This is a genomic window from Flavobacterium inviolabile, assembly GCF_013389455.1.
GTDB lineage: Bacteria > Bacteroidota > Bacteroidia > Flavobacteriales > Flavobacteriaceae > Flavobacterium > Flavobacterium inviolabile.
Window position 1 is genome coordinate 77,556 of record NZ_CP058278.1, and the last position, 13,325, is coordinate 90,880.

General features: G+C 36.9%; 9 protein-coding genes. 2 read left to right on the forward strand and 7 right to left on the reverse strand.

Features of this window, described 5'->3' with window-relative positions; translation table 11 throughout:
• The first annotated feature begins 43 nt into the window (after positions 1 to 43).
• Positions 44 to 1,729 carry a GLPGLI family protein gene (locus tag HW120_RS00295; protein ID WP_177729895.1) on the forward strand — a complete coding sequence of 562 codons (1,686 nt, stop codon included), beginning with the start codon at positions 44 to 46 and terminating at the stop codon, positions 1,727 to 1,729.
• Between the two features lie 46 nt (positions 1,730 to 1,775).
• Here the strand turns inward: HW120_RS00295 and HW120_RS00300 are convergent, their stop codons facing one another.
• The 6 genes from HW120_RS00300 to HW120_RS00325 form a co-directional block, all read right to left on the reverse strand.
• Entirely contained in the window at positions 1,776 to 3,137 is a 1,362-nt protein-coding gene (locus tag HW120_RS00300) for a pyridoxal-phosphate dependent enzyme (protein ID WP_177729897.1), read from the reverse strand.
• A gap of 82 nt (positions 3,138 to 3,219) precedes the next feature.
• Positions 3,220 to 5,127 carry a putative porin gene (locus HW120_RS00305; RefSeq protein WP_177729899.1) on the reverse strand — a complete coding sequence of 636 codons (1,908 nt, stop codon included), beginning with the start codon at positions 5,125 to 5,127 and terminating at the stop codon, positions 3,220 to 3,222.
• Between the two features lie 163 nt (positions 5,128 to 5,290).
• Entirely contained in the window at positions 5,291 to 6,313 is a 1,023-nt protein-coding gene (locus HW120_RS00310) for a hypothetical protein (RefSeq protein ID WP_177729901.1), read from the reverse strand.
• A gap of 20 nt (positions 6,314 to 6,333) precedes the next feature.
• Positions 6,334 to 7,116: a hypothetical protein gene (locus tag HW120_RS00315; protein ID WP_177729903.1), complete on the reverse strand. Its 783-nt coding sequence runs from the start codon at positions 7,114 to 7,116 to the stop codon at positions 6,334 to 6,336.
• A 14-nt stretch (positions 7,117 to 7,130) separates the two neighbouring features.
• A complete protein-coding gene (locus HW120_RS00320; protein WP_177729905.1) occupies positions 7,131 to 8,633 on the reverse strand; it encodes a SusD/RagB family nutrient-binding outer membrane lipoprotein in 1,503 nt (500 codons plus the stop codon).
• A gap of 12 nt (positions 8,634 to 8,645) precedes the next feature.
• A complete protein-coding gene (locus HW120_RS00325) occupies positions 8,646 to 11,759 on the reverse strand; it encodes a SusC/RagA family TonB-linked outer membrane protein (protein ID WP_177729907.1) in 3,114 nt (1,037 codons plus the stop codon).
• A 198-nt stretch (positions 11,760 to 11,957) separates the two neighbouring features.
• Between HW120_RS00325 and HW120_RS00330 the strand changes: the two genes are divergently transcribed.
• Entirely contained in the window at positions 11,958 to 12,557 is a 600-nt protein-coding gene (locus HW120_RS00330) for a ribonuclease HII (RefSeq protein ID WP_177729909.1), read from the forward strand.
• 61 nt (positions 12,558 to 12,618) lie between these two features.
• On the opposite strand, the gene lipB is transcribed toward HW120_RS00330, so the two are convergent.
• Positions 12,619 to 13,317 (reverse strand): lipoyl(octanoyl) transferase LipB, encoded by a 699-nt coding sequence (gene lipB / locus HW120_RS00335; protein WP_177729910.1) that lies wholly within the window; start codon positions 13,315 to 13,317, stop codon positions 12,619 to 12,621.
• Positions 13,318 to 13,325: the final 8 nt, after the last annotated feature.

Below are 13,325 nucleotides of genomic sequence, written 5' to 3' on the forward strand. Positions count from 1 at the left end.
CTAATATAAGAAAAATTTATCTTTGTTATTCTATACACTAACAATGAGAAAACGTTACACAGCACTACTCCTTTTTTTCTTTAGTCTTACTTTCGGCCAGGTTGCCGTAAACTCTTCAAAGGGATTAAAAATAACCTACCTGAAAAGCTCCAACGGAAAACGCATCGAAAATCAGGATCCGATACTGGTTTTTGCAACCGGTAAAGAAACACTACTCACCACCGAAAACATTCTGACTCACAAAGCTCCGCTTCCTTACGAGCAGACTTTTATTGATCATCCGGCAAACAGCTACACGCAATTTTCCAGGCTAAGCACCAACGATTGGATCAGTACAAAAGACAGTGTGGCTTTAGCAAAACAGCAGTTTGAGATTACAGGCGATACCAAAACCATTTTAGGCTATCCCTGTAAAAAAGCAAAAACGATCATTAATTCAAACACTATTGAACTTTGGTTTACCAATGCTGTCCAGGAAAAGGGCGCTCCCACTGTTTTGGGGCAGAATCTCGGACTGGTTTTGGAAATGAACCGCAATAATAATTTTGTAATCACGGCTACTAAGGTTGAAAAGCTGCAAAAAATAGCCCCAAGAGGGATGGCTTTTAATTCGTTTAAAGGCAAAAATGTTGATTTGCTCAGCTATCGCGACCTACTCTGGAAAAGCCGTTTTACAACTATAAAAGTTTTTGAAAACGAGCTGATTAATTTCTCCGGCGAATCGAAGTCCAATGACAGCATTATCCGGTTTGCAAACGGCACCATCGTTCTAAAGAAAGTACGTTTCCCGAAAATTGTACCGGGCAGCCAGGTTTTTGTTGATTTACTGGAACAATCCAATGGTGATGCCTACGACCGGACGGGATCGGTTTTTGTTATTCCGACGGATCAGAAAACGTCTTTTCTTGACGGTTTAAAAAACGGCGCCAAAACACTTCCGCTTTATGACAACGGAAACGGAAAACAGTATCAGGGGGTTGTCCGCACCAATGATTATGCACCGTTATTGGAATTGATGCGTTTCTTCACTCCTTTTGGGATCAAGCAATACAATCATATTGAGTTAAAGGATAAAAAATGGCATGATGCCGTTCCGTATCGTCAGGATATTTCAGAATTACAAACGGCATTGAGCGATCAGGAAATCTGGGTTGGTACGTTTATCGGAAATTATGATAAAGGCGGCCATCAGATAAGCCTGAATATTACCATTCATAACGAGGAAAAGCAATCTCCAAAAAATACGTTTGTTTTACCGCTGTTCAATACGACCAATGTAATGGAAATGGCGGAACAGGAATATGCTACGATGTTCAATTCCGAAAAAGGGCTGGAAGTTTCCTTTACCCTGTCAAAAGACGTTCACAATGCCAAACTGCGTTATATCACAACCGGTCATGGCGGCTGGGAAAACGGTGATGAATTTGTCCCTAAAAAGAACAGCGTCTTTTTGGATCAAAATGAAATTTTTGCTTTTACTCCGTGGCGACAGGATTGTGGTTCCTACCGGTTGTTTAATCCTGCCTCCGGAAATTTTAATAACGGCCTGTCTTCATCTGACTACAGTCGTTCCAACTGGTGTCCGGGAACGGTTACCAATCCTATCCTGATTGATCTTGGTAATCTAAAAGCCGGAAATCATACTATCCGCATCCGTATTCCGCAGGGTGCTCCCGAAGGAGGAAGTTTTAGTTCCTGGAATGTTTCCGGAATTTTAATTGGTGAATAAAAAAAGCCCCTTTCGTGCGAAAGGGGCTTTTTTATGTATTCTAAAACTATTTAATCGAGTTGATAATATCGTGTTTCGTGATAATATGGTGTTTCCCATTTCCTAAGTCAACCAAAACTGCCTGATTGTCTTTATTGATCAATTTGGAAACTTCATCAATTGGTGTTCCCAATTTTACAACCGGGAAAGCCGCTCCCATTACTTCGCGGATAGGTTTGTCGGCAACATTTTTATCGGCAACGTAACTCTGGAATAAATCGGTTTCATCAACAGAACCTACAAATCCGGTTACATCAATTACCGGGATTTGTGATATTTTGTGTTTTCGCATACGCTCAATAGCATGGGAAACCAATTCTTCTGTTCTTACTACCACCAACGGTTTGTCGATATGTTCTTTGATCAGATCTTCTGCTTTGGTTATTTCTTCTTCCAGGAATCCTCTTTCACGCATCCAGTCGTCATTAAACATTTTACCCACATAACGGCTACCACTGTCATGGAATAAAACCACCACTACGTCTTCCGGTTTGAAATGTTCTTTTAACTGAATCAGTCCTTTTACAGCTGCTCCGGCTGAATTCCCTACAAAGATCCCTTCTTCCAAAGCAATTCTTCGCGTGTAAACTGCCGCATCCTTATCGGTAACTTTTGTAAAACCGTCAATTAATGAAAAGTCCACATTTTTAGGTAAGATGTCCTCTCCGATTCCCTCTGTAATATAGGAGTAAATTTCATTCTCATCGAAAATACCGGTTTCGTGGTATTTTTTAAATACCGAACCATACGTATCGATTCCCCAGATTTTGATATTCGGGTTTTTCTCTTTCAGGTATTTTGCCACACCCGAAATCGTTCCTCCTGTTCCCACTCCAACAACAAAGTGTGTAATTTTACCATCTGTCTGTTCCCAGATTTCCGGTCCGGTCTGCTCATAATGTGCAATCGCATTGGAAGGATTATCATATTGGTTTACATACCAGGCATTCGGTGTTTCCTCTGCCAGACATTTGGAAACGGAATAATAGGAACGTGGATCGGTAGGTTCAACATCTGTCGGACAAACCACAACTTTCGCCCCTACAGCACGCAGGATATCCATTTTTTCTTTGGATTGTTTATCCGAGATCACACAGATTAGTTTGTAACCTTTCACAATAGCTGCTAAGGCTAAGCCCATACCGGTATTTCCGGATGTCCCTTCAATAATAGTTCCGCCCGGTTTTAATCGCCCATCTGCTTCTGCATCTTCAATCATTTTTACCGCCATACGGTCTTTAACCGAGTTTCCGGGATTGAATGTTTCCACTTTAGCCAGCACTAAGGCATTTACTTCCTGGGTAACTTTATTTAATTGCACTAAAGGAGTATTTCCAATAGTTTCCAATATGTTTTTTGCGTATTTCATTATTTTATTGTTTCTAAAAAAGTCGTTTATATACTATAAACTAAATTATTACAAAGATATTGATAATTAAGAGTGTCTTGTCTTAACTGAAGAAATTCCAAACCAGACCGAAACGAATCATAAAATCATGATACGGATTATTCGTGTCCGAATAGAAGTTATAACCGGTAAAGCTGGAATTGAAATGTTCTGCTTTCAGGTAAATTCTGGTTTGTCTGATTTTGGCATTGATAAAGAAGTCCAATAGCGGAAAGTTCCCGATTTGTTTTTTCTCCTGAATATAAAATTCGCCCAATAGCGGATGGTAATCATTCGCATAGTATTTTGAGAAATAGTTCAGGGTAACGCCCATTTGCAGGTATAATGCTTTTGAAAAGTAATAGTCGTTAAAATACAGCGTATTTCTTGCTACCAGTTCCGGAACGTTTAATATCCGATCCGATTGTTCCACCTTTTGGTATAAAAAGGTATTGTCCAATCCGAATTTACCAACCTTAAATTCTCTTCCGATTCTGGCTGAAAAATAATTGATCGTGTTGTTATACTGCGTTGGGGTAACCAGGATCTGGGTTTCATTCTGACTGTTATTTACAAAATACAGATGATCATCTAAAATTGTGTATTTCGCAGCAGCATCAAACCATTTGGTTTTAGCTTCAAACTCGAAATTTTTAATTTTTTCGTTTTTAAAATTGTTTTTCCAGTTATAGGCAATATAACCGCTCTGATATAAATTATAATTCAGGTCCGGTAATTTATTCATGGTCTGGAAACGGAATGAGAAAATATTCTTTTCATCCAGCGTATAACGAACCGTTCCGTCAACTTTTGCCAGTGACTGATCGGTTATCGAGTTAGACAGCAATAAGGTTCCTTTCCATTTCCCTTTGTAGTATGAGTATTGTGCCCCGTATGAATCTATCTTATCATTCTGGGCATTCGGAACAGCAATTGTTCCATCACTGTTCAGTACAGTATTATTATAGAAATAATTATACTTATACTCTTCTAAGTAAAATTGAAAATCACCGAATAACTGGTTCGAATAGGCTACTCCTATTTTATTATAAATACTGTTGAATCTTGTTTTATTGTTGACACTGCTGGAATAGGCAGAACCGAATCGTTCATTTGCCGTTGGCTGGGCATAATTAAAAAACTTATACTCATAATTTAGCTGATGCAGGAAAACAAGACTATTCGGATTGTCCTTATTTAACCGGAAACTGTGGTCAATAAAAATTCTTTTTCCTTCCAGAGAGGATTTTGTGTCATCCGAAAAATAGACATCCAAACGTGCCCTGTCGTCATAAGGCGGGATGCTGTTCTCAAAATCCGATAGGTTCTTAACACCGCCATTTTCATGATTTAAGATATCCTGTACGGCGAAGTGCATTTTTAGGTTATAACGGTTATCAGTGGTATGATAGCTGGTAATAAATCTGAAATTCCCGGTACTGGAAAGCTGGTTAACATATTTACCTAAAGAACGAAGTCCTTTATAACCAACCGACATATTGAAATTTTTAGACGTATTCAAGGAAAGAAAGGCATCCAGATTTTGTCCTTGCTCCATCACCGATTTATAATACAGTTCGGTCATTGGCGTCGGCATCGAATAATACTTAATATCCTCAGCTCTCATATAGGCAAAATGCTTTGCTTTGAAACCAAATTCCGGATAGGCATTATAGGAAGTCAACCCGTAATCCAGCGTGTTATACGTTTGTCCTTCATTAGCAAAAGGCATTAATCCAAAAATATCTTTTCGCAGATAATTAAGTGCGTATTCTTTTTTTATGGTTAGTGAAGTGTCTACATAGGTAGTATCTTTTTCCAGAGAGATAATTTTATATTGGTTAATCGGGGCAACATGTTTTTTCTCATCTGATACTCTCAATGATTTTCTTGGCTTAATCGTATCCAATTGTTCCTGGCCTAACATTGACAAAGAGCAGAAAAAAAATACCGTCAAAAAAAGATGCTTCATAATTCTATATTAGAAAGGCAAAGGTATTAGAATTTTATAAATAATAAGGTCATTCTAAAAAATGAGCGTAATTTTTATACTATCCTTTTATTTTTTTAACCCGGTATTCTTACAAATAAAAAAGCGCCCCGATTGGGGCGCTTTAAAAATATATCGTTAAATATTATTTTTTATGTTTTAATGCTTTTCTTACTTTGAAAGCATCGATCATTTTAGCAGCACTCTTACCTTGAGCAAGAACAGTGCTACCATTTAAAATAGTGAATACACCATTTTGAACTTTAACTCTAACGATAACTGTTAAGTCACCATCTCCGTTACCTCCATTAGGAGCTCCGGAATCACCTTGAGAGTTAGATGTTAACATTCCTGTTGATTGTGTAAATGATCCAGACAATGTGCTAGAACCACCTCTAAGATAATCAACTGTGATTGGAATATTGAACTCAGGTAATCCTAAAGAAGGAAGACCGATATCGTTATAAAGGTAACCAGCAATGATATACTCACCATCAGGATACTCGCTTAATGGCATGTTTAAATGCTCAGGGCAATCTCCTGTTTGAGCACCGTTTCCAAAAGGATTAAGTGTAGCAGCATCGAAAACTAAGATATCAATATCATACTCTTCTTCACAAAGAGAATATGTCTGACCTCCGAATGAGAAAGTTTTATCCCAAGATAAAGTTAAATCTAATTCGTCTTTAACAACGTTTTTGATTGTTACATTTACAACCTGATCAATAACAGCATTTAAATTAAATGTTCCGCTTAATCTTATTGCAAAAGTTTCGTTATCATCAACTGCATCATCAATAACTGTAGGAATTTTAACAGTGTAGCTTGATGCATTTGCAGGGATAGTAACCATAAATCCGTCAGCACCTAAACCTTCATCAATTCCGATTGGTGTTCCAGGTAATGAGAAATCGTCATCGATAGTAGCTGTACCACCTGGCAACAATTCAAGTTTCACCTGAATCGGAGCGTTGATAGTTCTGCTTGGTGTTAGTACGATTGACACAAATTCACCTTCATTAACAGTATAAGAAGTCTGTGCTACTGATACAGTAGGCTTTTGGTTGTAAACAAAATCAACCTCATTATCATTACAAGATACTAAAGCGAATCCCGACAACAATAATGCAAAAGCTGAATTTAAATATCTTTTATTATTTTTTTTCATATTGAAATTTTATTATCGTGTTAGATTACTTTTTTAACAAGCCAGCTTAGATTAGTATAACCAGCTACACCAACAATAGTAACATTAGTAAATCTTAAATCACCATTAGACTGAACCTGACCAACTCCAGAAATTGCATTTGTAGCGTTGTGAGTCCAATCTGTAATTCTCAATGTACCACACACATCACTAAAGTACATATCATACTGAGTGAATCCTGGTGTAATATTTGACTTGTACTCACCGATACCTACAGCTGTAATTAAAACAGGTTGAGGACCAGATGTATAATTAAGAACATAGTTACCTGCTAAGTTAGAGAAACATTGTCCTACTAAAGTAATTCTTACTTTACTAAAGTTTGATCCAACAACAGTTGCGCTAGCAGAAGAAGCTCCTGTAATTTTCAAAACGATGTTTTTATTACTACCAACAACGATAGCTCCACTGTGAACAGTAATTGGAACTAAAACCGTTTTACTTCCCGCTGGAATAATAACAGTACGGTTAGCTGTAGGGAAATTAAATTGTACCCCTTCAGTTGCAGTACTAGCTGCATCTACTTCATAAGTAACAGCAACATCCTGATCTACTGGTAAACCATTATTACCACCGATTAATTCAATCGCAGCGTTAATCGTTTTATCAGTACCATCGGTTACGATTGAAGCACTTTGAGTAGTTCTAGGAAAACCTACAATAGCTCTAGAATCACCATAAGAAGGTGCTTCATCACCTAAATCACACGATACTGTCGCTGCAGTAGCCGTGATTAATAAAAATAATAATTTAATTTTTTTCATAAACTTAATTTTTTTTATGGAAGATTCCAGAAAATCTTGTTAGTAAATGCATCATTTTGAGATTGACTTGGAACGTTGTTACCATTAGCAGTATACTCAGATCCAGGATACATCAATCTTACCGGTTTAGCTGGTCTGGTAGCAGTAAGTGCTAGGTCTGTCTGAGGGTAACTAGTTCTTGTATATTCAATCCAAGACTCAAGACCATTGATGCTCATTAAAGCAATCCATTTTTGAGTCATGATAGCCTCAACTTTATCAGCAGTAGCATCCCAACCTAATTTATCAATGCCGTTAGTATTAGCAATATAAGTTGGTCCTCCTGCAGCTCCTAATAAATCAAAAGATTTTTGGATACCCGTTTGGAATAAAGCTTTAGCATCACCAGTTAAATACCCTTTATGCACAGCTTCTGACTGTAAGAAATAACTTTCAGCAGCTGTAAATATATAACCGTCCTGAGCAGAATTCTTAACAATACCAGGTCCGAAGTTTGCTAAGTTATCAGTAGCCTCGATACCTGTTTGTCCTTGAATAACTCCTTCATAAGCACTACCATTTTGTTTCCATAATCTAGGTAAACGATTATCAAATGCAAGAGAAGGATTACTAGGACTGTATTTAACACCATTTAAAGATTCAATAGCATTTTTAGTAGCTACAGTTGAAAGGTAACCAGCTCTAGCCGTTGTTTCATTAATGTTAAATCCATAAGTATTGTAGAATGGATTTTGTTTATCATTATTAGCATTAGAATAACCTGGATTAACTTTAGCATCAGCTGTTAAGAACTGAGCACCAGAAGCCGTTAATTCATTCATTTCAGCTGTAATGTAAGCCTGACTGGAAGCAACACCGGATTCTCTTATTAACAATCTTAATTTAAGTGTGTTAGCAAATTTCTCCCAGTTAACCATGTTTCCTTTGAAAATAGCATCCTCATTACCAACAGCTGTAGTGTTAGCAGGAGCATTATGAATCATAGCAACAGCTGTTTCCAACTCAACAACTAAAGATCTGTAAATATCCTTAGCATTATCATAAGCAGGAGTAGTGTTCAATGGATTATGTGCCTGAGAATATGGCATATTTCCATATAAATCTACTAAATACTGAAAGTAAAATGCTTTTACAATCTTAGCAATAGCTTTATGGTTATCATAATTATCAGCAGGATAATTTTGAATGTTTGTTAAACCTAAGGTTGTTAGGAATAAATTCTCCCAGGTTCTTGAATAGAATGAGTTATCAATATTCAAATCGAACTCAACAGTGTAAATACCTGTGTAAGAATTTACGTTACCACCCCAGCTGTTCATAAACAAGTTACCTAACCTGTTTTGATCAACTGCAAATGTTCTATATGGCTGTGTAATAGCCCCACCTAATGCCAAGTTTGGAGTTACACTCTCATAAATTGGGTTAGTCGGTGAGTTATTAATATCCAAATAATCATCACATGACGACAAACCAAGTGCCGCAACTAATGAGAATATATGTACTTTATACTTTTTCATACTTCTTTAAAATTAAAATGTTAAGTTAAGACTGAAACCGATAGTTCTAGTGTTTGGATACTGGTTAGTACCATTAGCACCACTATTACTTGTACCTGAAGCCAATCCAACCGCATTACCATTATTTATTGATCCTTCTGGATCATCATATCCTCTGTTTTCTCTTGCAAGAACTGTAAATGGATTTCTAGCATTTACACCTACTCTTAAACTAGTCAATCCTGTTCTTTCTAACATTTTAGAAGGGATTGCATAACTTAAAGCTAACTCACGAACTTTGAATGCTGTAGCATCTAAAATGTAGTTCTCATCAATGTTAGAGTAAGTATTAGCATAATATTGTTGAATTCCTGTTGAAGATCCTCCTCCAGTTACAACTGAATTATTAGCAACGTAAGTACCAGTAGCTGTATCTAAATAAGAAGAGTTTGGCATAATAAATCCGTTTCTTCCGTTTTCAGCTGAATCCACTAAATATCCAAAAGAACTTAATGTATTTTTAGTACCTGAATAATACTGGTGACCAGTTCTGTAATCCATTACTGCAGCTAAACGTAATCCTTTGAAATCAATTGAAGTATTTAATCCTAAGATATAATCTGGAGTAGTTTTACCTAACTTCATTAATTCAGTAGATTTTAATGGGTTTCCTGTGTTAGCATCAACAATGATACGTCCTTCACCATCTCTTTGGTATCCAAAACCTTTGATGATAGGATATTCTTCACCTTCTTCAGCAAAAATACCGTAAGTTCCGTAAGGAGAGTAAATTGCAACAGAGTTAGTGTTATCAGAAACTTTTTCAACAGTAGTTTTAGTTTTAGAGAAACTGAATTTTGCTTCCCATGTAAAATCTTTAGTTTTGATAGGTGTAATACCTAAGTCAATCTCGATACCTTTTGCTTTAGTAGCACCAATGTTAGTAACATAGTTAGGGTTACCAGAAGCATAAGAAGAACTCACACTAGTGATCAAGTCAGTGTTATCACTGATATAACCAGAAGCTTCTAAAGTAATTCTGTCATTTAAGAAACCTAAGTTAATTGTAGCCTCTTTAGACACGTAGAACTCTGGTTTGATATAAGGGTTTGTTCTTGAATTGTATGCAATTGTAGGTTGAACGTTTGGAACGTAAGAGTTAATTCCGTTGAACGGATAACCTGTAGATTGTCTGTATAAGTTATTGATTTCATAAGCGGCAACATCAGCATTACCAACTTTTACAACACTGAACATTACTTTAGCATACGATAATACTTTGTTATCTTTTAAACTTTCGAAAGCTTTAGTAGGCACGAAAGAGATACCAGCACTTGGGTAGAAATAACTGTTGTTATCTTTATCTAAGAAAGATACCCACTCGTTTCTTCCTGTTAAGTTCAAGAATAAATAATCTTTATACGCTAAATCAACGTTTGCGAAATAAGCATATTTTCTAACTCTGCTTTCTGCATTAGAAGCATTCGGTACACTTGAAACGTTACCAATATTGTATAATCCAGGAAGCGCTAACTGTGTTCCAGAAACTGAAGTTTGAGTAGCAAATCTATCTTGGATATTGTTACCAATATTCGCTTTGAAGTTGATATCTTTAGTTAAATCATAATCAAAGTTAACTAATAAATCACCATAGATATTTCTTCTTGCCAAGTTAGAAGTACTGAAGCTAGAGATAATTGATCCGTCAGAAATCTGGTAAGGATCTTTATAGTCATTAGTATAACCTAAAGCTCTGTTTTGTTGGAAACTAACATTCGCTGTATATACTACATTGATGTTTTTGTTAATTTCATAAGATATTTTACCAATACCGTTGAAAACATCAGCTAAAGCCTGGTTTCTTACGTTATCAACAACCCAGTAAGGATTTCTTCCATAGTAAGAATATCCGTGCTCGTTACTAGCATTATCAAACATTTTGATTGGAATGTTAGTAGGTGTCTGTAGTAAGTTGTAGTATAAACTTGAACTTGTAGTATTCGAAACTTGTGTAGTGTAAGCAACGTTACCTTCTACATTGAATTTACCAACTTTTTTACCAGCTCTGAATTGGAAGTTTGTTCTATCTAAAACGTCTCTGTTTACAATGAACTCATTTCTGAATTTGTTAGCTGAGAAGAAAAGGTAACCATCTTCATTACCAGAAGATAAAGTAACTCCGTTTTGAGTTAAAATTCCTGTTTTAAAGAATTTTTTGATATTATCACTTCCTTGAGACTCATAAGGCAACATATAATAGTTACCATCAGCTTGAGGTAAACCTGTAGGCTGGATAGATCCGTCAAACTCAGGACCCCAAGCACCATTCTCATAAGAATAATGTTGCCCATCCCATCCTTGACCATATCTTGTTTGTCTTTCTGGAAGGTAAGCCACATTAGAAAAGTCAATTGAAGAGTTAATACTAACTGTCATTTTTTGACCTTGAGCAGAACCTTTTTTAGTTGTAACAATTAAAGCACCGTTAACACCATCAGATCCGTACAAAGCAGCACCTTGAGAACCTTTAATAGTATTTACTGACTCAATTGTTTCAGGTGGCAACTGTTGTAAAACAGCAGCTGATGAAATAACACCATCAATTACAACCAAAGCTTGGTTATTTTGAGTAAGTGATTTTGCAGCACGGATAACGATTCTGGTTGTAGCATCAACAGCACTGTTTGTCTGGTTGATTTGTAAACCTGAAACTTTACCTGTTAAAGCCTGAACAACACTTGGGCTGGAAGCCTGGTTCAATTCTTTCGCTTTAACAACCTGGTTAGCGGAAGTTATCGCATCCACTCTCTTTTTAATACCTAAAGCACCAACAACAACTTCATTTAATTGTCTTGCTTCGGCTTGCAGTGCAACATTTACTTTGTTACTAGCACCAACAGTAACTGATGATGATTGCATTCCAACAAATGTAAAAACCAACACTTGTCCTTGTGATGCTTTGATGGAATAATTACCATCCATATCAGTTTGTGTGCCTTGTGTTGTTCCTTTGATCACAACACTAACACCAGGTAATGGTAAACCTCCCTCGGTCACAGTACCTGTAACAGTTTTCTCCTGTGCGAACGAAAACTGCATTGAAAACGCTAGTAAAAGCGTAAAAATCCATTTAAACTTCGATCTCATATTAAATTTATTTGAGTTAGTTATTCCGCAAACTTCTTAATAATTTCTTAAATAAACAAATATAATATAGGAATTGTAGCATTTTATTTGTGTTAAAAAAACACCCTAAGAAATACAGTATGCAAAAAAAAGTCCTAATATCCACAGCAGATTACTCAGAAAATTTGTTGTTTTTTTATATTTTTACCAAAAACAAAAATGCTTTTATCGAATTACTCAAAGTTAACATTAGAAGCCGGAACCGATGAAGCCGGAAGAGGCTGTCTTGCCGGTCCCGTTACCGCCGCAGCCGTTATTTTACCGGAAAACTGCCTGATAGAAAAACTCAACGATTCCAAAAAATTATCCGAATTAACCCGCGATCGCCTCAAACCGATAATAGAAGAACTGGCATTATCCTACAAAGTCATCCATCTTGAACCGGAAATAATCGACGAGATCAATATCCTGAACGCATCCATAAAAGCCATGCAGCACTGCATTACCGGGCTCAGCCCTGTTCCCGAATACATTATCGTAGACGGAAACCGCTTCAAACCGGTTAACGACATTCCCTACAGCTGTATCGTTAAAGGCGACAGCAAATACCTGAGTATCGCCGCCGCTTCCGTTTTAGCCAAAACATACCGCGATGAATACATGAACCAAATACACGAAGAATTCCCCATGTACAACTGGAAACAAAACAAAGGATATCCAACAGTGGAACACCGGGAAGCAATTCAGAAATACGGCATCACCAAATACCACAGAAAATCATTCCGGCTGCTTCCGGAACAGTTAAAACTGGATCTATAAACACAAAAAAATCCTGACAAAATTTTGTCAGGATTTTTCTTTCTAAATTGTCTTAAAATTCTCAAACCATTTCCGCCTCAAAAAGAGCCGCAAAATGTTTGGTGATTTTTGCTTTCACTTCTGCCTCATCCACATGATCCACTCCCAATTCAACATTTAAAGAAGTAACTGCCTTATCTTTTATCCCGCACGGAATAATATTATCAAAGTAACCCAGGTTCGAATTTACATTCAATGCAAATCCATGCATCGTAACCCAGCGGGAAGCCCGAACTCCCATCGCACAGATTTTTCTTGCAAAAGGTGTTCCCACACCTAGCCACACTCCTGTTTCCCCTTCGCTTCTTTCACAGGACAATCCGTATTCTGCCAAAGTCAGAATAATTGCCTCTTCCAGCAGACGCAAATATTTATGAATATCCGAAAAGAAATTTTCCAGATCCAGGATAGGATACCCTACAATCTGACCGGGACCGTGATACGTAATATCTCCGCCTCTGTTAATTTTATAAAACGTCGCTCCTTTTTCCTCCAGCTGCTTTTCATTGAGCAGCAGATTCGAAAAATCACCGCTTTTACCCAAAGTGTACACATGCGGATGTTCTACAAATAAAAAATAATTCGGAGTTGCCTCTTCCTTATCTTCTCTTCGATTGCTTATTTTAATATCTAATATTCCCTGAAATAATGATTCCTGATAATCCCAGGTGTCTTTATAATCTTTAAGGCCAAGGTCCCTTAGCGCTACTTTTTTATTCATCTGTTGTA

Coding starts and splice junctions, on each gene's coding strand:
- HW120_RS00295 (WP_177729895.1), top strand. CDS start 44: ATGAGAAAACGTTACACAGCACTACTCCTTTTTTTCTTTAGTCTTACT.
- HW120_RS00315 (WP_177729903.1), bottom strand. CDS start 7,116: ATGAAAAAAATTAAATTATTATTTTTATTAATCACGGCTACTGCAGCG.
- HW120_RS00310 (WP_177729901.1), bottom strand. CDS start 6,313: ATGAAAAAAAATAATAAAAGATATTTAAATTCAGCTTTTGCATTATTG.
- HW120_RS00300 (WP_177729897.1), bottom strand. CDS start 3,137: ATGAAATACGCAAAAAACATATTGGAAACTATTGGAAATACTCCTTTA.
- lipB (WP_177729910.1), bottom strand. CDS start 13,317: ATGAATAAAAAAGTAGCGCTAAGGGACCTTGGCCTTAAAGATTATAAA.
- HW120_RS00330 (WP_177729909.1), top strand. CDS start 11,958: ATGCTTTTATCGAATTACTCAAAGTTAACATTAGAAGCCGGAACCGAT.
- HW120_RS00325 (WP_177729907.1), bottom strand. CDS start 11,759: ATGAGATCGAAGTTTAAATGGATTTTTACGCTTTTACTAGCGTTTTCA.
- HW120_RS00320 (WP_177729905.1), bottom strand. CDS start 8,633: ATGAAAAAGTATAAAGTACATATATTCTCATTAGTTGCGGCACTTGGT.
- HW120_RS00305 (WP_177729899.1), bottom strand. CDS start 5,127: ATGAAGCATCTTTTTTTGACGGTATTTTTTTTCTGCTCTTTGTCAATG.